This is a genomic window from Paenibacillus sp. R-74696 (assembly GCF_055814915.1).
In genome coordinates, this window is sequence record NZ_JBPULM010000023.1 from 55,739 (window position 1) to 81,309 (window position 25,571).

Below are 25,571 nucleotides of genomic sequence, written 5' to 3' on the forward strand. Positions count from 1 at the left end.
CCCATCCTGCTATTAATTGTATCGGATTTATCGGCTCTATTCAATTTATCTGATGTCCATTCTTAAATTATGTTACAATGACGGCATTAGTATGAAACAGCAGGCGCATGCATTCATGCCCTGAATGATGAAGGAGGATTTACCCATGCTTGATCTTGAACAGCAAACGCCGCAAAATATTGAATTTATGATTGATACCATCAAAACAAAATTAAAGATGGCTTCGGCTGCCGCTATGCAGGCTTCCCATTTCAATATTACGCAATACGAAGACATTAAGGAATTGTATGAGGTTGTTGCAGGCAAAGAGAAATTCAGTATCAGTGAAGTAGAAGCCCTTGTAACAGAGCTAGGCAAGCTAAGGAACAAGTAATACAGCGCTTCAAGTAATACCATTAAAATACATTATATTACTCCCTTCGACAACACAAGAAAACCGGTGCACTCGCTAGAGCTGCCCCGGTTTCTTTGTTTTTATTCTTCTGTCGTTTCGGATTCCTTGACTGCTACAGCTGCTGCAGCTTCAAGGGACAGTGAAATGGCAACTTGTTTCTGCTCGCCCTTCAGGAAGAAAGCAAGGCGCTCCAGCTTCTCAGCAAGTTCAGCACCACTGAGCGTTATGTTCAAGTTGTAGTTGAACTGGTCTGCTGGAAGCTTAAGCTCCTGCTGAGCGTAAGAAGGCTGGCCTCTCCATCCACGTTCAAATCCACCACCCGATTGTGAGGACAAATGATCAGGAACCGGGTAGAACTTGTCCGACTTATTTACAACCCGCTCATAGATGCGGAGTTTCTTAAGGAGCATGTAATACTGAGCGGAATGTTTGAAATCCCAAGCTTCACGAATATCCTTAAGCGTATAATCCATTTTCCATCTTTTCAGCTTTTCCACTTGCTCATCCGAATTCAACTGCAAAAAGTCATCTAACGGCATAATAGTTTCTGGCATATAAACTCCTCCATCTAACTTGTAATATTGACGATCACAATAAAGCATTAGTAACGTAAATAGTATTTTTTATCATATAAAAAATACCATAATTTTTTACACTTTTCAAATTAATTATTTCACAGATTAAAAGCTGGCTCTCAACCCCCTCAGGATTAAAAGCCAGCTTCGCCGTTTAGCCTACATTATTCAGTTTGCAAACCTATGGAAAACAGGAACTTTTGGAAGCTTGCTTTTCCGGCATCGTTGCGTTTGTACACGCCCGCATCCTTCAGCACATCGAGGAACTTCGCGCCCGTCTGTGCCTCCACATACGCCTGAGCTTCGCTCTCCGAGCAGGACGTTCCATAACGCGCTACCAGCTCTCTAATCCACTCTGCATGCTTGTGAAGCGGATGAGCGCTTTCCTGCAGGGCAGCATCCATAGTCGCCGCTCCCGTCAAATAGGCGGCAATTTGACCGAGCTCCGTTGCCAGTCTGCCTGGCAGCACAGCAAGACCCATCACTTCAATCAGGCCGATATTTTCTTTTTTGATATGATGCAGGTGCTGATGGGGATGAAAAATCCCGTCGGGATGCTCGTCGCTCGTCCGATTGTTGCGAAGCACAAGATCGACCTCGTACTCGCCGTTGTCGCGCAGCCTCGCGATCGGTGTAATCGTATTATGCGGCGTCGGTGCCGCATCCAAAGCACCTGCGGTAAATGCGAGAACGTCCGCATCCGCGTCGCTATACCCGCGCCAAGCATCAAGCAGGCTGCAGGCTGCCTTCAGCACATCAGCCTTCGAAGCGCCATTGACCCGAACAACGGACATTGGCCAGCTTACGATGCCGTATTTGACGCCTGGCAGCTCCGGATTAACGAAGCTTGCTTCCACCCCTGCCGCTTCCATCGGGAACGTATGACGTCCGGCTTGGAAGTGGTCATGGCTTAGAATTGAGCCGCCCACTATCGGCAAATCGGCATTGGAGCCGATAAAATAATGCGAATACTGTTCGACGAAATCGAGCAATCTCGCAAACGAGGAATGCGAAATCGCCATCGGCTCATGCGCGCCCTTGAATACGATGCTGTGCTCGTTGTAATACACATAAGGCGAATATTGAAAATACCATTGCTCGGCCTGCAAGGTCAGCGGCAGCACGCGCAGATTTTGCCGCGCAGGATGATCGGCGCGTCCGGCGTAGCCTACATTTTCAGCACAGAGCAGGCACTGAGGATATTTGGCTTGCGGCAGCGTCTTGAGCAGCGCAATTTCCTTAGGATCCTTTTCCGGCTTAGACAGGTTGATTGTAATCTCCAGTTTGCCATAATCCGTATCGTACAGCCAATATTTATTTTTGCGAATGCGATCCATACGGATGTAGTTGGAGTCAATATTCAGCTTGTAGAAAGCATCCGTCGCCTCGGAAATGCCCTCTGCTTCTGCTGTCCGATTGAAAGCTGCTACTGCTTCCGAGGGACGCGGCATGAGCAAGCCCATAATGCGAGCATCCAGCAAATCGCGATAGGTCGTAATATTTTCCTCAATCAGGCCAATGCTGTGGCCATAATCGAGCAGATCCTCCAATATCGTTACTGCGCTATCCAACTGCTCCTCAGCTATTTCGCCTTCATACGGCTCTGTAAAGCCGAATAAATCAAGCATCGCATTGCGGGCAGCATGAATGTCCAGCTTGTGAATCAAGCCCTGGTGCTCAGCAAAACCAATCAGTCTTTCAATATTTACAAGCGCCTTCGCCGCATTAGCGGCGGCTGTCTGGCTGTCTGTCATGCGAAAACCGCTCCTTCCTCTTGCTCCTACTCCTGTGCTTTGCCTTTGTAGCCTTGCGGGTTTGCCACATGCCAGTTCCATGCGCTGCGGATAATATCCTCAAGCTTGTTGCGCTTCGGATTCCAGCCCAGTTCACTGCGTGCACGATCGGATGCAGCTACCAGCACAGCTGGGTCACCAGAACGGCGTGGCTCAATTACAGCCTTGATCTCGCGTTCGGTTACGGAGCGCGCAATGTCAATCACTTGCTTAACGGAGAAGCCTTGTCCGTTGCCAAGGTTGTAAATCGAGCTGTCCGCACCTGTACGCAAACGTTCTACGGCGAGCACATGCGCATCGGCTAGATCGCTGACATGGATATAATCGCGGATGCAAGTGCCATCCTCCGTCTCATAGTCTTCGCCGAACACAGAAATATGCGGACGCTGTCCAAGCGCTGCCTGCAGCACGATAGGAATAAGATGCGATTCAGGGTTGTGGTCTTCGCCGATTACTCCGCTCTCATGCGCACCAGCTGCGTTGAAATAGCGCAAAGATACGAATTTCAAGCCATGTGCGACATCGAACCATTTCATCATTTTTTCCATTGCCAGCTTCGTTTCGCCATAGGCATTAGTCGGCAGCGTACGGTCGTACTCGTCGATTGGCACGTTCTCCGGCTCGCCATAGGTAGCTGCTGTGGATGAGAACACAATCTTAAGCACGTTGTGCTCAATCATTTTTTCAAGCAGGCATAATGTGCCATATACATTGTTGTGATAATACTTGCCTGGATTTTGCATGCTTTCCCCTACGAGCGAATTAGCAGCAAAATGAATGACTGCATCAATGCTGTTTTCCTTAAATACCGTTTCCAGAAAATCCTTATCGCGCAAATCGCCAACGTACAGCTTTCCGCCTGTTACCGCCTCGCGATGTCCCTGCTCCAAATTGTCGACCACAACGATTTCTTCGCCGCGCTCTTTAAGTGATGCTACGGCATGCGAACCAATATATCCTGCTCCACCTGTTACTAATACTGCCATTGTGTTATCCCTCCCAAATTTGCTTGCATATAAGCGTAAACGGCTATCACCGGCCTCTGGCGGAAAAACTGCCGTTTCGAGGGTGTAATTAAGCCGTTTCACTCGTTTCAGTCGATAAGACCGCTTAAGTCAGTTGCCGTTGCTTAAACCAACTGCTCCACGCCATTGCCGATGCTGCATACGTAGAAATCCGCTACAAGTCCAGTTACCGCCGTATATTCCTCGCCCACTTGCTGCTTGAAGCTCTCAATGCTGTCTTCATGAACGAGCGATACGGTGCAGCCACCGAAGCCTGCGCCTGTCATGCGCGAGCCAAGCACGCCGTCTACTTTGCGAGCCGCAGCTACCATCGCGTCCAGCTCCGCACCTGTTACTTCATACAAATCGCGCAGCGAGTCATGCGAGCCATTCATCAGTTGGCCGAACAATGCGAGATCGTCTTTTTTCAGAGCTTCCATCGATTGCAATACCCGGTCGATCTCTTCGACAACGTGCTGGGCGCGATTGCGGACGATATCTTCTTTGATCAGGTGCTTGTTTGCATTGAACTGCTCCAAGTTAATTTGGCCAAGCAGCGTCAGCTCAGGGAACGCCTGCTTTAAGTCCTGAACCGCCTGCTCGCATTGGCTGCGGCGCTCATTATAAGCGGAATCCACCAATCCACGGCGCTTGTTCGTGTTGCCGATAACGAGCTTGTAGCTGCCCGATTGGAACGGAACGAGATCATATTCAAGCGTGTCGCACATGAGCAAAATCGCATGATCCTTCTTGCCATTCGCCACAGCAAATTGGTCCATAATGCCGCATTGCACGCCATTGAATTCATTTTCTGATTTTTGTGAAAGCAGCGCAATTTGCACCTTGTCGATCGGCTGTTTTTCAAGCGTCAGCAGGGCATAAGCCGTGACCACTTCAATGGAAGCCGAGGAGGATAGGCCAGCTCCGTTCGGAATTTCGCCATGGTACAGCAGATCATAGCCGGAAGTATAGCTCACGCCGCGCTGCTGCAATTCGTGGAAAATCCCTTTCGGATAGTTCATCCAGTCATCCGCTTCGTCATAAACGATATTTTCAAGGTCGAACTCCCGGCTTATTGGAAAATTCGTCGTTGCCAGCCCAAGCTTGCGGTCTCCGCGTGCACGAATGAGCAGCGTAGTGCCAAACGTTAAAGCAGCCGGAAAAACGTAACCGCCGTTATAATCGGTATGCTCGCCGATCAGATTCACCCGGCCCGGAGCATGAAATACTTGAATGGCGGAGGCGTCTCCACCATATTGTTGGATAAATTTCTGTGTAAGCTCTTGAATATTTGCCACTTGCAATCACGTCCCTTTTTATCGTCTTTTGTAATTTGATGTAAGGCGATGTCTTCCCCTTCAGTATAGCGCAAGGCTAGCGGCAATTAAAATGGCGCAAAGTGCTATTTACATGGATATATGTGACTTTCATATCGATCTTAAGACATGCTATGATTATTAAAATCCGCAAATACAGCAGTCTTTATTCCCAATTGCAGGCAGGTGTAATGAATGACCAAACCAGAGAACTATAAAGTCGCCTCAAGCCCTATGATCATCGAAAATGATCTGCTGCACGTGTTGTTCGCAGGGGAGAGCCAGACGAAGCCCTCGCATCGCCTCGGTCCGAAAGTATATGATTTTTATTTGATGCATGTCGTGCTTGAAGGCAGCGGCATCTTCATTTGTGGTGACAACCGCTACGAGCTGCGGGCAGGGCACACGTTTCTGATCGAACCGGAGCAGCTAGTCAGCTATGAATCAGACGTTCAGAACCCTTGGCGCTACCGCTGGGTTGCCTTTAGGGGCACACTGGCTAGCGGGCTGCTCGAGACAGCAGGGTTATCCGTGGCACAGCCTATCGTTGATACGGGCAGCAGCAAGCGGCCAGCCGTGCTTTTTCATCATATCTTCCATATTTTCCGCTCGAATGAGGCGGCCGCACATTTGAAAGCAAATGGCTATCTGCAGCTGCTGCTCGCTGAATACAGCGCCGTTATGAGCGATACCGCTCGCGGCAAAGCGCTAATGGCCGATGATGAAGGGGAGCAATTGCTCCAAAAAATGATCCATTATTTATCGACGCAATATGCCCATCCCGTTTCTATTGAGCAAATGGCGGAGGCCCTTGGCTACAATCGCGCCTATTTATCGCGTTTCTTCAAACGCAAAACGGGAACAACACCCGTCACCTTCCTGCTCAAGCTGAGAATAGACAAGGCTAGACAGATGCTTCGCGAGCGTGGAGAGCTGACGATTGAGCAAATTTCCGCTTCTGTCGGGCTGCAGGATGCGCTATATTTTTCCAAGCAATTTCGGCGTTTTTATAATCAGTCCCCCACCGCGTACCGCGAAGCGATGCGCAGTCTGAAAGAATAAGGCAAGCCGCATTCCTTGTAATACAGAGAGGCTGTTATGGGACATATTAGTGGTACGGCAATTGAATAGATGTGTAATGGTTTCTAATAGTGCCATTTAAAATCAAATGAACAGGAGCTGTGCCACAGATGAAGGAGCTGCATACAGGCAGTCTGTATTGGCCTACAACCTTAAATTCGCCGGCAGACTATCCCCGTATTACCGAGAACAAAAAAGTGAAGGTTGCCATCGTTGGCGGCGGCATGTCTGGCAGTATTTGCGGTTATATTTTGGCGAAAAGCGGCATTGAGGCGGCAATGCTCGAACGGGAAAGCGTCGCAGGCGGCAGTACATCGGCCAACACAGGCTTGCTCCAGTTTTCCAATGACATTATGCTGTGGGAGCTCGCTGACCAAATCGGCGAATACGATGCTGCGCGTTTCTATCGCGGCTGTCTGGATGCTGTGAGGCAGCTTGGGGAGGTTGCGGCACAGCTCCCCGTAGATGTCGGCTTCATTCCAAGAAGCAGCCTCTATTATGCGACCTCCGAGCAGGATTTGCCGATGCTGCGGAAGGAATATGAGATGCTGCTCAAGCATGGATTTGACGTCACCTTTCTGGAGGCTGACGATATTTCACGGCAGTTTCCTTTCCGCAAACCGGGTGCCATTATGGCGCAGGGGGATGCCGAGGTTAATCCATTCCAGTTCGTGCAGGGCGTATCTAGCGCTGCGGCGAAAGCCGGGCTGCAAATTTATGAGCATACCGACATCGTAAAGCATGAGCAAACTGCTGAAGGCAGGCAGCTGTTGCGGACTGCAGGCGGCTGGGAAATCGAGGCGGAGCATGTGATTTTCGCTATTGGCTATGAGCCTGAGGAATTGCGCGGCCAGCTGGTTAAAGCCGACATTAACCGCTCCTTTGCCGCCGTTACTAGCGTTCAGGATGACGCGAAGCTGCGGGCCAATTGGCCGGGACAATGCCTCATTTGGGAAACGGCGCGCCCCTATTTATACTTGCGCACGACGGTGGATGGCCGGATCGTCGTCGGCGGTCTGGACGAAATGACCGAAGCGCCGATTGAAAGCGAGAAGCTACGGCGCAAGCGAACTGATAAGCTGCTGGAGAAAATAACAGCATTATTTCCGATGCTGGATCAGCCGCTGGAATTTGAATGGAGCGCCACGTTCGGTGAATCCCGCGATAATCTACCCTTTATCGGCGCTGATCCAAAAATGCCCGGCGTCTACTATTGCCTAGGCTACGGCGGCAATGGCACCGTCTACAGCATGATGGCTGCTTATATGCTGCGGGATATGATCCATGGTGAGGAGCACCCGCTCGCGAGCATCGTGCGCCTTGACCGTCCTTCCTTATTAAAGGTATAGGCAAGCCTCACAGCCTTATTGAGCGGTTATATCGAAAGAAAGGGCTCCGCCGATCGGCGAAGCCCTTCTTTTCTATATAACGTAAACCTTATAACACAAGCCTTTTGCTGGTCTTCGTTCATTTATTTGTGTTTATCTTTTGTTTGCCGTTTGTTTCTCGCTTGTTATTTCTTGTCACCTTTAGCATTCATGTTGAACGCTATTTTTCATCTCATCTCTAAAGATCGGCAATATGCATAGCGCCTTGGCTGCGAAGCACAGATTCCGCTACTGACAGCCGCGCCAGCTTCGGTCCGCCCTCTTTGTCCATCATCGTATGGCTCTCATCCGTCTCGATGACGATGATAATGTGTCCTTCACGAATCGCATCTCGGCTTTCATCCTCCGCTTTATCCAATCCAAGCGCCCTGAGCGCGTGATTGATGCCGTCATCATCCGATCTTAGATTAGTCGCCAGCAAGCCATCCGTTGTCATAGGCACCGCGGCCCAGCCGCCAGCTCCAGTCATTCCAGTCGTAGGGATCGCCGCAGCCGCAGCAATCGCCGTCCCCTCATTGCCCGCATGGCTTCCCTTCGTCCGCGCCAGCTCCATTACCTCATCGGCATGCACATCGGTTTCCGCCTCGATCCGGCGGGAATGCTCGCCGTCCTTGGCAATGATTTGAAGCTCCCCAGGCACGAATCCGGCTTGCTCCAATGCGGTAATCGTATCAATCACTTCTTGTTCCGTCTTGAAAATCCCCAGCTTCTTAGCCATTCGAATCTCCTCCTAAAACCTGATTGTGAATACAAAAGCCCGCTGATTTTGGCATATGATGCATACGCCTTATTATAGCCGGCTTCGACCGAGCGCTCTTAGAATAGTTATACCCTCAGCGGCAAGGAATCAATCGTATTGCTTACAGATTCGCCGCTCGGTTGTTGTACAACAATCACTTTCAAGGTATGATGGAAGGAAGTGAAATGGAAATCGGACAAGCAGGGGGCAAGGCGATGATTCATCGAGTGCTTCGCTATCCCGCGCAGTGGGATTGGCAAATGCTGCAGATCGAAAGGCAGCATGCGGAGTTAGGGCAGAAACTGCCCAAACGCAAGGACAACAGAAAAAATAATGAAAGCTTCCTTGCTGCGCGGCCATACCCTGTTCAGGCGGGCAACGGTGCCGATTCGCAAAAGCTCGAGGCGAAGCTGCTGCTTCCTGAATGCGCCTCCTGGCTTGAGGAATGCAACGGACGAACGACAAATCAAATTACAGTTGCCCCGGCAACTGAGCTTGGGCCGCTTGTTCATGGCACACTGATGATCCAGATCTCGGATGTGCACACGGATATACAGCCGTTCCACTTTTGGGTATCCGGCAGGCGACTTGTGACGATGCATGAGGATATGCGGCTAGCTATACGCTTTCAAGCAGATGATGTAACGAGCAGGCTGGAAGCATGTGATACCGCTCCGGAAGCCTTGCTTGTTATGCTCGGCGTTATATTAGGCCCTTTTCACGAAGGGCTGGACGGCTTTGAAACACGGCTCGGAGACCTTGAAAATAATATGCGCAGCGCCAATCGTACCGGCCTGATGGACGTCATCATTGAAAGACGGTATGACCTGCTGCATTGGAGTCATCTGTTTACGCCCGTTCGTGAGCTTCACGGCTCGGTGAAGGAAGCCTTTCTCGACGGGATTATGGAAAGCGAAGCTTACAAGCGCATTACCCATAAGCTGGAACGAATCGATACGCTGCTCAAGCATTATTCACTGGAGATTGACACACTCATTTCAATGGACGATGCCATCTCCAACTTCCGCGGCAATGATATTATGAAGACGCTGACGATTTTCACGGTGATTTTCACTCCGGCAACGGTCATTTCCGCCCTTTGGGGTGTGAATTTGGAGCCGCTGCCTTGGGACCATACATGGTGGGGCTTTACGATCCTTTGCGCCTTCATTATCGGCATTACCGTATTCATTTACGTGTGGCTATGGAAAAAAGGCTGGACTGGCGATATGCTGATTGGCCGCGGCGGTTCAAGCAAGCTGGCTGCCTCTCGTTCTGATCGCCACAGCCGTAAGAAGCATAAGGAAGCGTCAGAGGATGAAGACAGCGGGCGACGTTACTCATCGGAGCGCACATCGTCTGCCAAGACGGCCACGCAGGAGCAGGCTGCACAAGCAGCCAAGCCATTGACTCGATCACGCCGACTGTAGCCAAACAAGATTTAAGATAAAATAAGCCCCTCCATTGCTCGCTATACCAGCGAATATGGAGGGGCTTTGATTTATTTTACAGCATCGCTTCATTCCTTCAGCAAAGCAGCTTATAAATACGAGGGCAAACGAACAGGAAGGCCCGACTTCGCCGATTGGTTAGCCGCAACTGTAATTTCCTGCGTCCGCAAAGCATCCGCATAGGTGGAGCGAATGAGTGAAGTATCGCCGGTGCGGACGGCATGCAGAAAAGCTTCATTTTCAAGCTGATAGGGATCGCGCTTATTTACGTACTCCGTTTTGCGGCTGGATTCGATATCGATGAGCCCGTGATGCCCAAGCTCCAATACACCTTTATCCGTATATATGTGCAGTCCGGCACGATCACCGGCGCTGATGGCGCAAGTATTGCTGATGGAAGCAACTACGCCGCTAGCCAGCTTAAAGGTGGCCGTTCCAATATCGGGAACCTCAACCCCTTCTTCCTTGCCCGCCATAATCCGGTTGCCATAGGCTGCATAAACCTCCGTTACTTCACCGAGCAAATAGCGCAGCAAATCGACAATATGAGTCGTCTGCTCGACAAACTGCCCGCCAGAGCCCTCCATTTTTCTCCACCAGCCAACACCTGGCATACCGCCCATCCAGTTCCCGATAGCCATGGCAGCCAGTCTGCCCTCCAGCAGTTCTTTCGCTTTATCCGTGCTGTCCATATAGCGGAAATGGTAGCCGACTGATGTAATGAGACCGCTAGCCTGTACCGCTTGTCCGATAGCTGCCGGCGTTTCGACATCGACGCCAAGCGGTTTTTCGACAAGAAACGGAATTCCGCGCTTCACCAGCTCATTTTCGATCTCTCCATGGGCAAATGGCGGAACACAAATATAGACTGCATCCAGCTTCCGGTCATCGAGCATATCGGAAACGTTTTCATAACCGCGTGCATCTGTAAACGGCTTTGCCGCATCGTCTGCCTTCTGCTTGCTTGTAGCCACTAGCGCTGCTACGTTAACGCCTTCCATACGCGCCAGCTTTTCAGCGTGCATTTGTCCAAACCAACCTGTACCAATAACACCAATCTGCAAAGTCATGTGTAAGCTCCCATCGTAAAGCTTTTTTCCTATTATTATAACGGCGCAGCCCCGCTCGCGTCCAATGCTACTTTGCCAAATTTATTTGTAAGGGCATGGCCCAAGCGGTTGCGGGGACGCCCAGCCTTTCATATGCTACAACATCAGCTTCCCACTTGCAGACAGCAATTAGGCAGAAACTTCTCGCGCAAAGGCGCAATAAGGAGCGGAGGTCGGGCAATGGCAACTTTGAAAAAAAACAACCGGGAATCGCAGCAGTTGGACACTCGGACAGCTTTGTTTTTGGCCGCGGTATGCAGTCAAACGTATTTGCAATTCACGAATCCAAGCGGGCTGTTTCTCGTGCCGCGCAATTATACGCTGGTCGGGACGTTCAAGGCCAAGGCCTATGATCAGACGGAGGAAGCCTTTGGCTTCCTGCTGACATCGGGGCAGTCCTCCGTACTCGCTTTCCGGGGCTCGGGCTCCGCCGTCGATTGGGTATCGGATTTTATCGCCCAGCAAACACCCTATCGTCCCGTGAAAAATGGTGGTTATACGCATAAGGGCTTCACCGATATTTATATGTCAGCGCGCGATCAAATTTTGGCGCTTATGGAGCAGTTGCCCGCTGATAAGCCTTTGTTTATAACCGGGCATAGCTTAGGCGGCGCTTTGGCTACGCTTGCAGCTGCCGATATTGCCGCGAATACTCCAATAAAATCGCCGATTGTCTATACGTTCGGGGCACCGCGGGTCGGCGATCCTAAATTTGTCCGCAATTACAACAATCTTGTCGGTACCCATTGGCGTTTTCAAAACGAATATGATATCGTTCCCCATCTCCCAACACTTGTGTATCAATCGCCTCAAACGAAAAAAACGTATTATTACTTGCATGTAAAGGGCGAGGTCAAGCGCTCGTTCAGGCTCGGCTCGGTTGCCGCCAACCATGTACTGCCTAGCTATTTTAACGATCTATATGTCGAGGAACCCATCTTTGCCCTAGCCATCTGTTCGGAGCCCCCAGGCTGGTGCCCGCTGCTTTCGCAGTAGACATTCTTATGTATGCACAAAGAAGCTTGGCAGCGGGCAGATGCAAACGCATCCGCCCGCTGCCAAGCTTCTTTGAACGTTTATGACGGGAGCATATAGAGCAAAATCGCAAAGAAATGCAGCACGGACCCGCCTAGCACGAACATATGCCATACCGCATGATGATAAGGAAACGCCCGCCACATATAAAAGACGGTTCCCACGGTGTAAAGCAGCCCGCCTGTAATGAGCAGCTGCAAGCCGCCAGGCGCCAAATGGCTCGTAAGTGGCTTCCATGCAAAGACGATTAGCCAGCCCATGGCCAAATACACGATAGTCGAGGTAAACAAAAACTTTGAAGCAAAAAATGCTTTAAATACGACGCCAACGAGCGCAAAGCCCCAGACGATGCCGAAGAGCACCCATCCTAATGTCCCCTGCACAATATGAAGCAAAATGGGTGTATACGTCCCCGCAATAAATACATAAATAAAGGAATGGTCAAGCGATTCAAAAACACGCTTTGCCTTGCCTTCTGGAAAGCTGTGCACCAATGTCGATGCGGCATAAAGCAGCAGCATCGCTGTGCCATAAATCGTAAAGCTGACCACATGAGAAGCTGTACCCTTCTCTACTGCAAATATGATTAAAATAACGAGCGCAGCAACGCTAAGTGCAGCTCCAATGCCATGTGTGATGGCATTCGCTATTTCCTCGCGTTTGGAATACGTGTGCGTGTTGGCCATTGCTAGTGTACCTCCGTCCTAACCACTGTATATCTTGAACACTTACTACTTATAGTGTAGAACATCAGTGCCAGTCTTTCAACCACAGCTGCAGGCGATCGATCGTTTTATCCAAATTGCAGATGGCATCTTGGTCGCGGAACGCCTCCTGATGGCGGAAATAATGGGCATGCCCGCCGATGACATGAATCGGCTCAACCTTGCCTGGTGCATGCTTCATCTGCTGCCATTGCGGCAAGCCGGAAGTGCTTCGCGTCCAACCGCCCCAACTGCCGATCCGGCTTACGGGATCATTAAGCTTGCCCGCCTCGTTCACCGAATACAAATAACAGACTTTGTCTTTCAGCTGCGGCGCAATATGATTTCGCGGCGAACCGACCTGCAGGACACGGAAATTGGTCATTAGATTGCGTTCCATCAGCATTTTCGCCGCTTGATAAGCTGCAGCTCCGCCGCCGCTATGTCCGATGAACAGGGAAGGTTCATCAGCGCTCATCAGCTTCTCCTTCACTTGGCGGTAAGCCATTTGCCCACCAATGCGTCCAGCTGCAATAAAGCTGGTTAAATCGCTCCCCACCTCAAGCACCTGACGAAGCAGACTGCGGCTGTTGTCACCATAAGGATGCAAAATATGAATGCGGGGCTCAACGCCGGACTCGCGAAATAATTGGTCGAGCTTGTCCCGACAAACGTTAAAGGCACTCTTAGTCGTAGCCACACCTGCCAGCAAAAATATGTTAACGGCTCCTCCACCAGCTGCCAGCATGCTTCTCCCTCCATTGCAAAGAAATATGGTATAGGTACATTATGCGGGAAGAAGCAGCGATTCATTCCTGCACGTGCATCTTAAAAATAATCCAAATTTGCATCAAACACTAACGAGAATGCCCGCCTTCTAGACGCTTTAATTAAAAATAAGCCTCCCGCTACGCTGCACATTCCCAGCATAACAAAAGGCTATCCAAACGATTAGGCATCGCCCAGCTGAAAGCTGACTACACGCCCATCTTTTTGCGTTGATTATTGACCTTCTTCGTGTTCTGGCTCTTCATTTGCTGCGTGTTTGTTGAAAAGCCGCCTTGTGCGAAGGCATCTGCTTTACCTTGCTTCTTCTGGGCCAGCAATTGCTTGGCTTTCTCCGCTTGAGTCAGCTTCTTCGGCTGCTCCTGTACTTCCTTGTTCTCCACGTCCGACATATTATCACCTCGCTTTATTATTTAACCAATGTAATAAATCTTGTAAAAGCACCCTTATGCAGTTCGCAGCGATCGACCAAGCTGAAGCCGGAAGCTGAAAGCTGCGTTTCAATCGGCTCCGTCGTCACAATGACTGCAAGGTCAGCAATCCGTCTTACACTTTCCAGCATATCAAGCTGCTCGCCAATCGGCAAGACCGAACATAAATTATACGGCAGATCTACGATTGCCGCATCATAATGCCCTTCCAGCTCACGCATATCGCCAAGTGCAACGAGTTCCTTACTATAGCCAAAATGAGCAAGATTGACCCGTGCGCCCCGTATCGCGAGCGGATTGCGATCCACACCGCGAATATCAATGCCCATCGACAACGCTTCAATGAGCACGGTGCCCATGCCGCAGCAGGGGTCGATCACCTTCGCCTTGGGCGGCTCGCCTGCTGGCCCCGAAGCTATATTGACTATCGCTCTGGCCACCCTCGTGCCAAGTGCTGTTGAATAATTTTGCGGCTTCTGCCGATGGGCGAGCCAGATTGCACTCGCTTCCACACAGTCTCCAAACCAATAACGCTGCTGCCAAAAGGTAATGCCCAGCAGACGCTCCGGCTGCCGCATATCCGCTACTCCAATTAATGATGCGCCGACGGAACGCTCAAGTCCGCGCTGCTCCTCGTAGCTGTATGGAGCGTCCGCCACTGTGCAAAGCACCTTGAATGTCGCTCCATTCAAATCGACAAGCGGCAGCTGCTCCAGCAGCTCCGGCAAAGTTTCACCTGAAAGGGAGAGCTCTAGGCGACGCTTGAGAAATGGACTGCGGCTCGGATGAACGTTATGCTCGCTCACGACGAAGCCATCACTGAGCGGAGCTTCCAGCAGTCGCGACAATTCCAGTCGGCATAGCTCCAATTCCTCTTCATGACAGCTGTAGCTGTATAAATAGCGAGTCATTAATGGTCTACTGACGTCCGTGTCTGAGGAAGTGCAACCTCATCGATGCTGAAAGGTGTAAGCTCCGGCTTTGCTTTTCTTTCCACCTCAGCGGTTAATTCATTCACCTGTTTATTCAGAAGCTTAACCTGGCGCTGCAAGCGGAACACACGCACCATGCCAAACAATCCAATAACTAGTCCGCCAAGGAGCGTCGAAGCGAGAATGACGAGGATAAGCGGAATTTGAGTCTGCGCAAACATAAAATTAACTTGCACCGAATTGACATTAATTACGGCAAACAACGCAATAACAAATGCAAACAGCAGTGCGGATATAAGCATCGTCTGAGCCTTCATCATTTTCTCCACCTTTATCTGGGTTGCTATTAGTTTATCATATTCCCTATTAAACCAATAGTCGCAGCGCCAAACAGTAAGCGGATGCCCGCCTCAAGGGCAAGCATCCGCTTTAGATTGTTCCCAAAACAGCTTTAATGGTTAACTACGCTTTTCTTCTCGCCTGCTGCCACACGAACATTATGATTATGATCACCAATACCGCAAGCTGCGTAAGCGCCGTCTCCAGCGTTGGATAAATACCAAGGAAGCCAATGGTAGGCAATTCGCTTACCGCATGCGTCGGCAGCCATGCAGCGACCTGCAGCGAGTGAATGCTTTCTCCCATAAAGCGGAACACCAAATAATAAATGAGCACCGATGCCACAATGAAAAAGGGCCGAATCGGCAGCTTCGTGCTGAAGCGAATAATTACGAAAGCTATTGCCACGAGCAGCAGGAACGTTACGCCAATACCTAAGATCATTTGGTATGGATCAATGGAAGGCGCCATGCCGACATAAAATATCGTCGTCTCCGCCCCTTCCCGCATAATGGCAAGCGCCGACACAGCGAACAGGGACCACAGACTGCCGCGGGCAATTGCGCTGCCCATCTTGTTGTCTATATAGCTGTTCCAGCTTCGCAAATTCGCTTTGCTGTGCAGCCAGTTGCCAACGGTTATCATTAAGATGACGGAGACAAGACCAGCGATGCCCTCAATCGCTTCACGCGCGCTGCCAGCAGCCGCTTGAGCAATCGCATAAGTGAGCAGCACAGCCATAATAGCGCTCAGCAGCAGGCCGACCCAGACGCCAGACCATACCCAGATGCGCTTCGACTCGTTGCCCGATTTTTTCAAATAAGCCAGTAAAGCCGCAAGCACAAGAATCGCCTCAAGCCCCTCGCGGAGCAAAATCATTCCAGCATCCCAGGCGGTATAGCGCGTTTCCTCCACCATTGGAGCAAGTATCTCTCTGATTTCGGCAATTACGGCTTGGGCTTTATCCGGAACCGGTGGATTGGAGAGCAAATAGCCCGATACCGCCGTCATTTGAATTTCGATTTTCGTATAAGCATCAGCAGAACGAATCTGCACCTGCCCCTCGACCGACGGCCATTTTGAAATGAAGGCTTGCATTTGGCCATCGGCCTCACTTAAATTGCCCGCGGCTATGTCTTTAGCTGCTTTATCCACAATCGCAATCAGGTCAGCAATGCCCAGTTTTTCCGCTGGTACAGCAGCCGCATCGATTTTGCCTGCCATATAATCATTAAGCAGCTGAATCATCGCATTCGTTTCCGTCTCGGCTTGCTCCGCACGCGGAGGCTCGGCCTGCAGCGCAATCCGGATCATGCTCATTGCCGTCTCCAGCTTGCCATAGACGGTGAAATTGTCCGAACGGATTGCAGGTTCAATCGTCAGCCAATTATCGTTAATCGTCTTATAATCAGCGCTCGCCTTCCCCCATTGCTCTCCTTGAATTTCGACCAGCAGCTTTGTCGCCATAGGCAGAAGCAGGTTCGCCGCTTCCTTGCCGCTCAGCTTGGATTGATCGTCCTTCTGGACGCTTTTCACATATTTATTAATCGCCTTCGCCAGCTCGGATAAGGAAGCCTTCGCCTCCTCCGGTTTGCTGTCTCCCTGGTCCAAGAGCACGATCGCATGAGCCAGCGCGGAGTCGACATCGGCGGATAAATCTGATTTTTTCACGTTTAGCTGCTTCCAGCGCTCATTCGCTTCTTTAATATGGCCCAATGCCTGTTCCCAGTCGCTCTGGCTTGCCGCCGCAAGCGCTCCGCCAACGAGCGGAAGCAGCTTATCCAAATCGCTGGACGTTTCTGCAAAAACGGGCCTCACGCCAATCGAGCCTGCAACCATGGCTGCTAAAATAACGATAATGCCGAGCCATTTCCACCCTATACTGTAACGGCTGCTACTTGAAAACATATGCCGCTTCTCCTCTCTCCTACTACAATAACGTCTCTCCAATATAGCCGCCCTCGCTGACGCCAGGGAAACAAGCAAACACGGCGCTGCCCGTATGCACGATATATTCATTCAACTTATCCATTTGGCTCAGCTTGGTCTGCATCGGAATAAACTGCTTGCTCGTATCGCGGTTATAGCAAATAAACAATAGTCCCGCGTCAAGCTGTCCGGTGCGCTTGTCAAGACCGCTGGAGTAGGAGTACGAGCGGCGCAATATTTTCAAAGACCCGTCACCTCTAGCAAGTGCCAGATGCGAGTTGGCTGGAATGACCGGCTTGCCGTTCTCATCTTTTTTATTCACATCAACAGTGTCAAACTCCTTCAAGCTGCCAATGGGAGCACCGCTCTCCCGATGGCGGCCGAAGGTTGCCTCTTGGTCAGACAGCGTCGAGCGATCCCACACCTCTACCCGCATGCGAATTCTTCTCACGACCATATAGCTGCCGCCCGCCATCCATGGTACACCGTCATCGGCGGAAGCCCAGACGACCTGCTTCATCTGTGCTTCATCGCTCGTATCCGGGTTCGCGGTCCCATCCTTGAAGCCCATCAAGTTGCGCGGTGTCGCGCCCTCCTTATCAGCGCCGGATGTGCGCTGAAAGCCTTCCGTCGTCCAGCGCAGCACCGCTTTGCCCCGTGCAATCCGTGTCAAATTGCGAATGGCATGGAAAGCGACCTGCATATCGTTTGCGCATACCTGCACGCCGATATCGCCACCGCACCATTCCGGCTGCAGCTCATCGCCGCCAAATGCCGGAAGGTCCTCAAGGGAAGAGGGCTTCTTGCTTGACAGGCCAAAGCGCCCATCAAAAAAGCTCGGCCCTACGCCGAACGTAATCGTTGTTTTGGAAGGTGATAAGCCTGCGGCTTCGCCTGTGTCGGATGGCGGCAGGTTCAAGTTATTATTGTCCGTGCCAATCATCGTTCCTTGCGTCATTGCAGCCGTAGCGGCTGTCCAAACTTGAAACAAGGTACGCACATCATCGATTGAAGCTGCTGTCAGATCAAAAGCAGCAAATAAAATAAAATCCTGTGACGGCGTCGCAATACCTGCCTGATGAGCACCGTAAAAAGGCAGCACATCTCCATTTGCTCCAGCCCCTGTCGCCGCCGTCGTCGGGACGGACAGCGTTTTGCTTGCCGCCTGCATAATGCCGCCTACGCCAGTCGCGCCGATCAGCAAACCAGCCCCACCAACGCCCATGAGCCGCAGTAAATCTCTGCGGCTCATCGGTTTTTCCAGCACACTGTCGCCAGCCTGCTTCTGATTATGCTTCTGTTTATCGTCGTTGTTAGTAGTAGAACTCATGACATTAAGCCCCCAAAATTTTGCCCATTTGTGAAAGCGGTTCTGCCAAAGCGTCTAGCAGCTGGCTCAGCTTCTTCGTATCTTCTTCTTTCAAATCAAGGTAAGATTTATAGCCGTCGCCATCTTTATAAACGGCAAGCGCATCGTCAAGATTTGTGAAGCTTGTGCCAATCAATGTTTCCAGTTCGGCATCATGCTTGTTCAATTGCGGCTTGAGCAGCTCATAAATTTTCTCTGCACCTTCTACGTTAGCAACAAAATCATACAAGTCAGTATGCGAATAACGCTCTTCCTCGCCGGTTACTTTAGAGGAGGATACTTCGTTCAGCAGCTCAACCGCACCCGTAACGAGCAGGCTAGGCTCAATTTCGACCGTCTCCATCAGTGCGCGAAGCAGCTTGATGTCCTCAAGCAGCGTGTCGGCATAACCTTCAGCGCCTTTTGTAGTATTTTCTTCCCATAAAATTTTCTCGATTCGGTGGAAGCCTCTCCATTCCTTCTCGTCGACATCATTTTCACGGGCATCAATATGCGGGTCAAAATCGCCCAGCGCTTCAGCAATCGGCTCGATTCTTTCATAGTACATTCTCGATGGCGCATACAACTGCTTCGCCGTCTCAATGTCGCCCGCTTTAACGGCGTTGACGAATTTTTCGGTTTCAATAACGAGCGAATCCGCCTCTTTAATCGTGAAGGCGCGATATTCGTCAAGAACAGGCTGCCATTCCTCTTCGGTGGCAGGTGCTATTGTAGCAGCAGGCGCCTCCTCCGACGCTGCTGGTGATTCTTCAGCTGTATTTGTTGCTGTCGCTGCCGCAGTGTCTGTTTTTGTATTAGTAGCAGTATCCGACCCACAAGCAGAAAGAAATAATAGGCTTGCACAAGATAATGAAATTGCGATTAACTTCCAGTTCATTCGATTTTCCCCTTTAAGAATCCACATCATGTGAATTTATTCTATTGCGAAGTATATTCCTATTGAGAATCATTGTCAATTATATTTTTATGGCAACGATGGCACTTATCTTTCCTGCATTTCTTCCTGGCAGCCAGCAGGAGGGAAATCGTTGACAATTATTCTCATCAAACATAACATAAACATAAATGAACCTCATGAGGAAGTGTCAGCAACCCTTGTCTATTACCCAACATATAGCAAAAACCATTTATCGGCCTGGTATCGGCAAGCTTATACGACCGATCAGCAGGCTGCTATTTAATCATATGAATGAAGGCATCATCATTTATCATACAGATGGACAACTCGTTATGAGCAACTACGTAGCTGAAAAATACGGTTTTCTCACTACAGCAGCAGCCAAGGACAGCATGTACCCGCTTTATTTTAAAATGAACGGGGCAATGCCGCTCCCTTCCGAACAGCAGCCCCTGAACCGCTTGCTTCAGGGGGAGCAGGATATTGTCCAAGAGCTATGGCTGAAGCCCGGCGAGGGAAAAGCCGGAAGCATCGTGCGAATCGTCGGCAAGGCCCTTCGGTCCTTCCGAGGAACCCCGCTCGGCTTTATGCTCGTCGTCCACGATATTACGCTCAGCAAATGGCATGAGAAGCGGCTGGAAGTAAGCGAGCAGCGCTTTAAATCGCTTTTTGAGCATAATCCGGATATGGTACTGTGGTTTGATTTGCAAGGAAAGCTGCTGAGCGTCAATGCCGCCATTGAACAAGTCACTGGCTATATAGCTTCCGAGCTTATAGGCCTTTCGGTTGACGAATTGATAAACGATGTCGAGACTTGGCAGCTGCAGCACATATTGGAGCAGGTCCATACGGGACGGACTATTAATCAGGAAACGTCTATTACTAATAAAACGGGTGAGCTTGTTTATTTGCATGCAACGGTCATTCCCATTATTGTCGAGGAGCAGCTCGCCGGGTTCTACATCGTGGCCCAAAATGTGACCGCGCAAAAGCAATCGATGGAGACGATTTCCCGCATTGCTTATTTTGATTCCTTGACGGGTTTGCCAAACCGCCATTCGTTTTTCGAGACGCTGACCGCGACTTTGGCCCAATGTAGCACATGCATGGACAGGCAGTTCGCTGTACTTTTCGTCGACTTGGATCGCTTTAAGCTCATTAATGATACGCTTGGCCACCGGGCTGGCGATTTTTTACTTGAGCAAACAGCTCTACGCATGCGCAAGTGCGTGGGAGAAAGTGGCACGATTGCCCGGCTCAGCGGGGATGAGTTTATTATTTTGCTGACGCATGCCGGAGCTCAAGAAGCCAAGCAGCTGGCAGAAAAAATACTAGACGAAATCGCCGTTCCCATCGTCTACGACAATAATCGACTACTTTCTACTGCAAGTATTGGCATCAGCCTATATCCCGACCATGGCACATCCTCCGAGCAGTTGATTCAATTTGCTGATATTGCGATGTACCGAGTAAAGGAACAGGGGAAAAACAGCTATCTCTTTTTCACCTCCGAAATGAATGAATCAATCGTACGCCGTACAACGATGGAGAAGCAGCTCGCGATCGCTTTGGAGCAGGAGCAGCTGACGCTGCTTTATCAGCCGCAGGTGAAGGCGAGTACAGGGGAAATCACTGGCTTTGAGGCGCTTGTGCGCTGGAATATGCCGGAGCGGGGACTCATCTCTCCTTTGGAGTTTATTCCCCTGGCCGAGGAAACGGGCATGATTATCCAGCTCGGCGAGTGGGTGCTGCGCCGAGCCTGCGAGCAGCATAAACGCTGGATAGATGAAGGGCTTATGCCGGTAACGATTGCGGTCAATATCTCGATGAAGCAATTTGAGGATGACAGCTTGTTCGAGACAATCAAGCATATACTATTCGAAACGAAGCTGCCTCCTGATTTGCTGGAGCTGGAAATTACCGAGAGCATCGGCCTGCAAGGCGCCGATCAGGTCATTAACAAGCTGAATCGGCTCAAGACGCTAGGCGTGCGCATTGCCATTGATGACTTTGGAACAGGCTACAGCTCGCTGCACTATTTGCAAAAGCTGCCGATTGATACACTTAAGATCGACAAATCTTTTATTCGCGACATGACCAGCGTAACGCCTGATATTTCAATCGTCCATTCCATCATCAGCCTTGCCCACAGCCTCCAGCTTGATGTTTTGGCCGAAGGGGTCGAGGTCGCTTCCCAGCTGGAAATGCTGGCTGAGCTCAAATGCGAGCGGCTGCAAGGCTATTTGTTCTCTCGTCCGATTCCGGCTGATGAGGCGCGCGCGCTGCTGCACCGGCAAAAGCTGGATGAATATTATCGCTGATTTCAAGGATAGCGTTAGGACATCCTTCCCTATAGTTCAAGGTGAAACGGCTGTCGCCTTCCTTTGGCGGCGCTGCGCGTTTCATTCCGAGAAATATAGAAAAGCCATACCGCGGATTGAATCAGCTCCGCTTGTATGGCTTTATTTCATTTGGTTTTCATAAAAAAGCAGCCGATTGCCGAACGGATCCGTCACGATGCATTCAAGCGTATGCCAAGGCGTCCGTTCCAGTCCAGGCTTGGCGTAACGGTAATCCTTTTCAAGCAGAAGAGTATGATAGGCTTCAATTTGGCTCGTTTCAATACGAATAGCTGCGCCGGGGCAGCTATCGCCATGATGCTCAGATAAATGCAGCACACAGCAGCCATTAGATACTTGCATATACAATGGAAAATCCGCCTCATAACGATGCTCCCAATCCAGCCGAAAGCCTAGAAAGTCCATATAGAACGCTTTAGCATGTGCTTCATCAAAAATTCGCAAAATCGGTACGACTGGTTTCATTAATAGCCCGTTTTGTCCCATTCGCGACTCCTTTCGGCATTCGCCGCACTCTTTTTATCGTTTTCCCACAAAAAAGTTCCAAGTTTCTACATTTTACTTAACTTCCCCTCTATCTTCAACCGCCAAAACAAAGTATAATACTGGAAAACAAATTATTTTATGTGCCTTTAAGCCTATTATATAAAGATAAGAGGACTCTTACCCCATGCCATTTATCACCCATTTTGAAGCCAGTCTTCAGGCTGTTTTCTCCAAAGCACAGCAAATAACGTCAAAATTCCCCGCACCACTAAATCAAACGGGACAAGCGTATATCATGCATATTAATCCTCTGCATCGCAGCGGCAGCCAGAACTATCTCGGCTATTTGCTGCCCTATTGGATGACGGAAATAGCCGATGTGGCCGAGGAGCAATGCGAGCAGCTTGCGCTTGCCAATTTATTCGGCATGCTGCATTTTTTCATTGTGGATGAAGTGATGGATACGGGGAGTGCGGAAAGCAGACAGAAGCTGGCTTTGAGCCATTTATTTTATACGCAGATGTACGGTGTTCTGCACCGTATGCATACATCTGACTCTAAGTTTTGGGAGTATTACGACCGCTACATGGCCGATTGGTCGCTTGGCGTGGCCCAAGAGTCCGAGAGCGATTATTTCAATACCGATCCGCTTCGCACCGCTTTAAAATCGTCACTCGTGAAAATAGCCAGCACCGGAGCCTTGCTCCTCTCGGGCCAGCACGCCTTCATACCAGCAGTCGAACAGGCTGTTGATTATGTGCTCGTTGCGCTTCAAATGGCCGATGATTGGACGGACTGGGAAGCTGATTTGGCCGATGGAAGCTACAATGGATTGCTAGCGTTATTCAGGAATAGATGGCCGGAGCAGTCGCCGATTACAGTCAGTAAAGTGAGAAAAGCGATATATGTGCAGGGGCTACTAACGGACTATGTGGAGCTCGCTTGCCAATATGAACAGGCGCATCTCAAATTAGGCCTTAAGGCTGGTTATTTACTGGAGTTTCACGCCTCCATAACCGCTTCTCTCGCAAATGATGCTCAAAATATAGAGCTCAGTCGAAAAAAACAGATGGAGGGCGGACTCTTTCAAACACTATCATGACAAAATTCGCTAAAAAAGCTGCTATTCATTAGTATTTTCTGAAAATATATAGTAGTTTTTGTCGAAATTTCATGTTACAATATGTAAATGGAACTTATACATAATACTAGAAAGGTGGAACAGTATGAGCAGCGAAAACAATTTACGACAGCAAATTATTCAGAAAGCATGGGAAGATGAGGCTTTCAAGAAGCAGCTCCTGGCTGATCCACGTGCCGCTATTAAAGAGGCGTTTCAAGTTGAAATTCCAGAAGGCGTTGAAGTAAAAGCAGTAGAAGAACAGACTAACAGCTATTATCTCGTTATCCCTGTCAGTCCTGCTGATAGCTCCCAAGCAGCTGTCGCATCCCCACCTTGGAAGTAAGCCTCTACGTACAGTCATAAATCAAGCGCCCTGCCAGGAAGGCAAGGCGCTTTTATTGAATTTCCGCTTTAGGCAAACTTACGAACGCTTCCGTGCCTACTCCTTTAATACTGTTAAAATAGATCCGACCGTTCATCACTTCAATAATGCGGAAGGTGACCATCAGCCCAAGACCTGTACCTTTGGACTTATTGGAAAAATACGGCTCGCCCAATCTTTCCAGCTCGCTCTCCTCCATCCCTACTCCATTATCGCTAATGCGAATAATGACGGTGGAATCCTCCTGATAGGCAATAATGTCGATGCTTCCCTTTGTCGGCAGCGCTTCTATGCTATTTTTCACAATATTAATAATCGCTTGTTTGAACTTAGAGGAATTTCCACGCACATACAGTTCAAAATTCGACTCCACCCGCAGCTCTCCACCTTGGATCGTAGCAAGCGGAGATAATATCGCTTCGATTTGTCCTAATTCCTCCGCTATATTCAATATCGTCGTCATTTCAACCTGAGGCTTGGCAAAGGTCAAAAAGTCCGTAATGATGCTGGAGGCGCGATCCAACTCGTCGATAGCCAGCAGCATATAATTTTTATCCTTCTGATCGGCGGAACGATGGCCAATTAACTGGAGAAAGCCGCGTGTCACCTGCAGCGGATTGCGCACTTCATGTGCAACCGATGCGGCGAGCTGGCTAATGATTTCCATTTTCTCAGAACGCTGCAGCTCATTATTGAATACTTCCAGCTTTCGGGAATACAGCAGCATTTGCTCATAGTTATTAATAATCCGCCGGATCAACACCACAATTAAGGAGAAAATGAAAAACAGCGTTCCCCATTTCCAATAAAACATTTCATAATCTTTGTGTGTAAAATAAATGACCAGCTCGGATACCACTGTTAGGGCAAACAGCGCAAAACCTGTAGAAATAATAATACTTTCCCGGTTTCGCTTCATACAATAAAGCGCAAGCACCGAAATTAAGATGATGTTGCCGATCATGACGGACGATGCGAAGATGAGTGGCACGATGCTCTCATAATAATGCAGAATCCCTCCGCCTAGCAGGATGCTCAGCAGCAACCACACGCTGCTTCCGATGGAGATGACTAATTGGACGCGCAAACCATATTTTAATATTCGGCTTGTGCCTTTCCCGATAATTTGCTCAAAAAACAAAAAGATCCAGGTCATAATAAACGTTGAGGATATATCAAACAAATAATAATACACTCGGCTGGATTTGCCGAAAAACGCATACAAATACGGAGAAATCGTCAAAGTCATAACCCCAAGCGACAGCATCAGGAGACATAACGAATTCCAGCCTGGCCAATATATTTTATTCACAAACAGCATACATATAAGTAATGAAATCGATACAAATACAAGTGTGCCGCCCAAAATGATATCCAAAATATTTTTCTGTAAATACTTGGAATTCATACTTTGGAAATCGCCAAGCTTCACGCTACCGTCGATTCCTAGCGAGCTTGCATCTGCGTTGCCTTTTAAATATATGTATATCGGCTTATTATAATAATGAGGAGACAGCTTCAGCAAAATATTGTTCGTCTCATAGCCGTAGTTGCGCTCATCCTCATATATAAGATAACCATCGTTAAATATACGAATTTGCTGTGCAAAGTTCACGTCCAGCATAATACCTGGATTTTCCCACTTCAAATCTGGAACCTCAATCTTGATCCAGGCGGAGTTAAAGCCTTCCGGCTTGGTGGTTACCCGATCATTGCCTGTTGACCAGATCCATCTATCATTGTGCTCCTGATCCATCACATCTGCGAGCACCGGCTCCTGACTTGCCTCATCTAGCCATTGAATATACCACTGATCAATATGTGTTATTGGTGGAGGAGGAGGACTCGCAAAAGCTCGAGGAACCATTAAACAGATGGATAAAACGAAGAATAATACGATGAACCTTGTGTATCTCAATACTTCTCTCATTCCTGCACCTCAAAGCTT

The 25,571-nt window shown here is 49.5% G+C and carries 24 protein-coding genes; 8 read left to right on the forward strand and 16 right to left on the reverse strand.

The window, feature by feature from the left end; translation table 11 throughout:
* Positions 1–145: 145 nt before the first annotated feature.
* The gene (locus ACSR9A_RS06635; protein WP_341279409.1) at positions 146–373 is read left to right on the forward strand and encodes a DUF1128 domain-containing protein; all 228 of its coding nucleotides are present in this window, start codon (positions 146–148) and stop codon (positions 371–373) included.
* Between the two features lie 101 nt (positions 374–474).
* Here the strand turns inward: ACSR9A_RS06635 and ACSR9A_RS06640 are convergent, their stop codons facing one another.
* The 4 genes from ACSR9A_RS06640 to ACSR9A_RS06655 all read right to left on the reverse strand — a co-directional run bounded on the left by ACSR9A_RS06640 (position 475) and on the right by ACSR9A_RS06655 (position 5,064).
* Complete coding sequence (locus ACSR9A_RS06640; RefSeq protein WP_341279410.1) at positions 475–948, reverse strand: hypothetical protein; 474 nt, start codon at positions 946–948, stop codon at positions 475–477.
* 185 nt (positions 949–1,133) lie between these two features.
* Positions 1,134–2,723, reverse strand: a complete 1,590-nt coding sequence (locus tag ACSR9A_RS06645; protein ID WP_473756279.1) for a UDP-glucose--hexose-1-phosphate uridylyltransferase — start codon at positions 2,721–2,723, stop codon at positions 1,134–1,136.
* A gap of 26 nt (positions 2,724–2,749) precedes the next feature.
* Entirely contained in the window at positions 2,750–3,748 is a 999-nt protein-coding gene (gene galE, locus ACSR9A_RS06650) for a UDP-glucose 4-epimerase GalE (RefSeq protein ID WP_341279412.1), read from the reverse strand.
* A 143-nt stretch (positions 3,749–3,891) separates the two neighbouring features.
* Positions 3,892–5,064 carry a galactokinase gene (locus ACSR9A_RS06655; RefSeq protein ID WP_473756280.1) on the reverse strand — a complete coding sequence of 391 codons (1,173 nt, stop codon included), beginning with the start codon at positions 5,062–5,064 and terminating at the stop codon, positions 3,892–3,894.
* A gap of 213 nt (positions 5,065–5,277) precedes the next feature.
* On the opposite strand from ACSR9A_RS06655, the gene ACSR9A_RS06660 reads away from it, so the two are divergent.
* Both ACSR9A_RS06660 and ACSR9A_RS06665 read left to right on the forward strand, forming a co-directional pair.
* Positions 5,278–6,144: an AraC family transcriptional regulator gene (locus tag ACSR9A_RS06660; RefSeq protein ID WP_473756281.1), complete on the forward strand. Its 867-nt coding sequence runs from the start codon at positions 5,278–5,280 to the stop codon at positions 6,142–6,144.
* Positions 6,145–6,272: 128 nt separating this feature from the next.
* A complete protein-coding gene (locus ACSR9A_RS06665) occupies positions 6,273–7,511 on the forward strand; it encodes an NAD(P)/FAD-dependent oxidoreductase (protein ID WP_473756282.1) in 1,239 nt (412 codons plus the stop codon).
* Positions 7,512–7,728: 217 nt separating this feature from the next.
* On the opposite strand, the gene ACSR9A_RS06670 is transcribed toward ACSR9A_RS06665, so the two are convergent.
* A complete protein-coding gene (locus ACSR9A_RS06670; RefSeq protein WP_473756283.1) occupies positions 7,729–8,268 on the reverse strand; it encodes a hypothetical protein in 540 nt (179 codons plus the stop codon).
* A gap of 206 nt (positions 8,269–8,474) precedes the next feature.
* Here ACSR9A_RS06670 and ACSR9A_RS06675 point away from each other — a divergent pair, with 206 nt between their 5' ends.
* Positions 8,475–9,719 (forward strand): magnesium transporter CorA family protein, encoded by a 1,245-nt coding sequence (locus ACSR9A_RS06675; RefSeq protein WP_473756284.1) that lies wholly within the window; start codon positions 8,475–8,477, stop codon positions 9,717–9,719.
* Positions 9,720–9,829: 110 nt separating this feature from the next.
* Here ACSR9A_RS06675 and ACSR9A_RS06680 read toward each other — a convergent pair whose 3' ends face one another.
* Positions 9,830–10,810: a Gfo/Idh/MocA family protein gene (locus ACSR9A_RS06680; protein WP_473756285.1), complete on the reverse strand. Its 981-nt coding sequence runs from the start codon at positions 10,808–10,810 to the stop codon at positions 9,830–9,832.
* Positions 10,811–11,029: 219 nt separating this feature from the next.
* Between ACSR9A_RS06680 and ACSR9A_RS06685 the strand changes: the two genes are divergently transcribed.
* On the forward strand, positions 11,030–11,845 hold the full coding sequence (locus tag ACSR9A_RS06685; RefSeq protein ID WP_473756286.1) for a lipase family protein: 816 nt from the start codon (positions 11,030–11,032) through the stop codon (positions 11,843–11,845).
* An 80-nt stretch (positions 11,846–11,925) separates the two neighbouring features.
* Here the strand turns inward: ACSR9A_RS06685 and trhA are convergent, their stop codons facing one another.
* From trhA to efeO, 8 genes are all read right to left on the reverse strand, one after another.
* Positions 11,926–12,570: a PAQR family membrane homeostasis protein TrhA gene (trhA, locus tag ACSR9A_RS06690; protein WP_341279420.1), complete on the reverse strand. Its 645-nt coding sequence runs from the start codon at positions 12,568–12,570 to the stop codon at positions 11,926–11,928.
* A 64-nt stretch (positions 12,571–12,634) separates the two neighbouring features.
* Positions 12,635–13,336: a hypothetical protein gene (locus tag ACSR9A_RS06695; protein WP_473756287.1), complete on the reverse strand. Its 702-nt coding sequence runs from the start codon at positions 13,334–13,336 to the stop codon at positions 12,635–12,637.
* A 229-nt stretch (positions 13,337–13,565) separates the two neighbouring features.
* Entirely contained in the window at positions 13,566–13,766 is a 201-nt protein-coding gene (locus ACSR9A_RS06700; RefSeq protein WP_341279422.1) for a hypothetical protein, read from the reverse strand.
* A gap of 17 nt (positions 13,767–13,783) precedes the next feature.
* Positions 13,784–14,716 (reverse strand): TRM11 family SAM-dependent methyltransferase, encoded by a 933-nt coding sequence (locus ACSR9A_RS06705; protein ID WP_473756288.1) that lies wholly within the window; start codon positions 14,714–14,716, stop codon positions 13,784–13,786.
* Positions 14,716–15,057: a LapA family protein gene (locus ACSR9A_RS06710; protein ID WP_473756289.1), complete on the reverse strand. Its 342-nt coding sequence runs from the start codon at positions 15,055–15,057 to the stop codon at positions 14,716–14,718. The genes ACSR9A_RS06705 and ACSR9A_RS06710 overlap by 1 nt, the downstream gene beginning before the upstream one ends.
* A 142-nt stretch (positions 15,058–15,199) precedes the next feature.
* Entirely contained in the window at positions 15,200–16,984 is a 1,785-nt protein-coding gene (locus ACSR9A_RS06715; RefSeq protein ID WP_473756290.1) for an FTR1 family protein, read from the reverse strand.
* Positions 16,985–17,006: 22 nt separating this feature from the next.
* The gene (efeB, locus tag ACSR9A_RS06720; RefSeq protein ID WP_473756291.1) at positions 17,007–18,335 is read right to left on the reverse strand and encodes an iron uptake transporter deferrochelatase/peroxidase subunit; all 1,329 of its coding nucleotides are present in this window, start codon (positions 18,333–18,335) and stop codon (positions 17,007–17,009) included.
* Positions 18,336–18,339: 4 nt separating this feature from the next.
* Complete coding sequence (efeO, locus tag ACSR9A_RS06725; RefSeq protein WP_473756292.1) at positions 18,340–19,251, reverse strand: iron uptake system protein EfeO; 912 nt, start codon at positions 19,249–19,251, stop codon at positions 18,340–18,342.
* A gap of 218 nt (positions 19,252–19,469) precedes the next feature.
* On the opposite strand from efeO, the gene ACSR9A_RS06730 reads away from it, so the two are divergent.
* Positions 19,470–21,593, forward strand: coding sequence for a putative bifunctional diguanylate cyclase/phosphodiesterase (locus ACSR9A_RS06730; RefSeq protein WP_473756293.1), 2,124 nt, complete (start codon positions 19,470–19,472; stop codon positions 21,591–21,593).
* A 141-nt stretch (positions 21,594–21,734) separates the two neighbouring features.
* Here ACSR9A_RS06730 and ACSR9A_RS06735 read toward each other — a convergent pair whose 3' ends face one another.
* Positions 21,735–22,118 (reverse strand): glyoxalase superfamily protein, encoded by a 384-nt coding sequence (locus ACSR9A_RS06735; RefSeq protein ID WP_473756294.1) that lies wholly within the window; start codon positions 22,116–22,118, stop codon positions 21,735–21,737.
* A 184-nt stretch (positions 22,119–22,302) separates the two neighbouring features.
* Here ACSR9A_RS06735 and ACSR9A_RS06740 point away from each other — a divergent pair, with 184 nt between their 5' ends.
* Both ACSR9A_RS06740 and ACSR9A_RS06745 read left to right on the forward strand, forming a co-directional pair.
* A complete protein-coding gene (locus tag ACSR9A_RS06740) occupies positions 22,303–23,220 on the forward strand; it encodes a hypothetical protein (protein WP_473756295.1) in 918 nt (305 codons plus the stop codon).
* Between the two features lie 124 nt (positions 23,221–23,344).
* Positions 23,345–23,584 carry an NHLP leader peptide family RiPP precursor gene (locus ACSR9A_RS06745; protein WP_056037153.1) on the forward strand — a complete coding sequence of 80 codons (240 nt, stop codon included), beginning with the start codon at positions 23,345–23,347 and terminating at the stop codon, positions 23,582–23,584.
* A 52-nt stretch (positions 23,585–23,636) separates the two neighbouring features.
* Here the strand turns inward: ACSR9A_RS06745 and ACSR9A_RS06750 are convergent, their stop codons facing one another.
* Complete coding sequence (locus ACSR9A_RS06750) at positions 23,637–25,553, reverse strand: ATP-binding protein (protein WP_473756296.1); 1,917 nt, start codon at positions 25,551–25,553, stop codon at positions 23,637–23,639.
* Between the last annotated feature and the right edge of the window lie 18 nt (positions 25,554–25,571).

Bases quoted from the DNA above. Each gene is read 5' to 3' on its own strand.
- ACSR9A_RS06660 (WP_473756281.1), top strand. From the start codon at position 5,278: ATGACCAAACCAGAGAACTATAAAGTCGCCTCAAGCCCTATGATCATC.
- ACSR9A_RS06645 (WP_473756279.1), bottom strand. From the start codon at position 2,723: ATGACAGACAGCCAGACAGCCGCCGCTAATGCGGCGAAGGCGCTTGTA.
- efeB (WP_473756291.1), bottom strand. From the start codon at position 18,335: ATGAGTTCTACTACTAACAACGACGATAAACAGAAGCATAATCAGAAG.
- ACSR9A_RS06700 (WP_341279422.1), bottom strand. From the start codon at position 13,766: ATGTCGGACGTGGAGAACAAGGAAGTACAGGAGCAGCCGAAGAAGCTG.
- ACSR9A_RS06680 (WP_473756285.1), bottom strand. From the start codon at position 10,810: ATGACTTTGCAGATTGGTGTTATTGGTACAGGTTGGTTTGGACAAATG.
- trhA (WP_341279420.1), bottom strand. From the start codon at position 12,570: ATGGCCAACACGCACACGTATTCCAAACGCGAGGAAATAGCGAATGCC.
- ACSR9A_RS06640 (WP_341279410.1), bottom strand. From the start codon at position 948: ATGCCAGAAACTATTATGCCGTTAGATGACTTTTTGCAGTTGAATTCG.
- ACSR9A_RS06635 (WP_341279409.1), top strand. From the start codon at position 146: ATGCTTGATCTTGAACAGCAAACGCCGCAAAATATTGAATTTATGATT.
- ACSR9A_RS06715 (WP_473756290.1), bottom strand. From the start codon at position 16,984: ATGTTTTCAAGTAGCAGCCGTTACAGTATAGGGTGGAAATGGCTCGGC.
- ACSR9A_RS06675 (WP_473756284.1), top strand. From the start codon at position 8,475: ATGGAAATCGGACAAGCAGGGGGCAAGGCGATGATTCATCGAGTGCTT.
- galE (WP_341279412.1), bottom strand. From the start codon at position 3,748: ATGGCAGTATTAGTAACAGGTGGAGCAGGATATATTGGTTCGCATGCC.
- ACSR9A_RS06740 (WP_473756295.1), top strand. From the start codon at position 22,303: ATGCCATTTATCACCCATTTTGAAGCCAGTCTTCAGGCTGTTTTCTCC.
- ACSR9A_RS06750 (WP_473756296.1), bottom strand. From the start codon at position 25,553: ATGAGAGAAGTATTGAGATACACAAGGTTCATCGTATTATTCTTCGTT.
- efeO (WP_473756292.1), bottom strand. From the start codon at position 19,251: ATGAACTGGAAGTTAATCGCAATTTCATTATCTTGTGCAAGCCTATTA.
- ACSR9A_RS06705 (WP_473756288.1), bottom strand. From the start codon at position 14,716: ATGACTCGCTATTTATACAGCTACAGCTGTCATGAAGAGGAATTGGAG.
- ACSR9A_RS06735 (WP_473756294.1), bottom strand. From the start codon at position 22,118: ATGGGACAAAACGGGCTATTAATGAAACCAGTCGTACCGATTTTGCGA.
- ACSR9A_RS06665 (WP_473756282.1), top strand. From the start codon at position 6,273: ATGAAGGAGCTGCATACAGGCAGTCTGTATTGGCCTACAACCTTAAAT.
- ACSR9A_RS06670 (WP_473756283.1), bottom strand. From the start codon at position 8,268: ATGGCTAAGAAGCTGGGGATTTTCAAGACGGAACAAGAAGTGATTGAT.
- ACSR9A_RS06745 (WP_056037153.1), top strand. From the start codon at position 23,345: ATGAGCAGCGAAAACAATTTACGACAGCAAATTATTCAGAAAGCATGG.
- ACSR9A_RS06695 (WP_473756287.1), bottom strand. From the start codon at position 13,336: ATGCTGGCAGCTGGTGGAGGAGCCGTTAACATATTTTTGCTGGCAGGT.
- ACSR9A_RS06685 (WP_473756286.1), top strand. From the start codon at position 11,030: ATGGCAACTTTGAAAAAAAACAACCGGGAATCGCAGCAGTTGGACACT.
- ACSR9A_RS06710 (WP_473756289.1), bottom strand. From the start codon at position 15,057: ATGATGAAGGCTCAGACGATGCTTATATCCGCACTGCTGTTTGCATTT.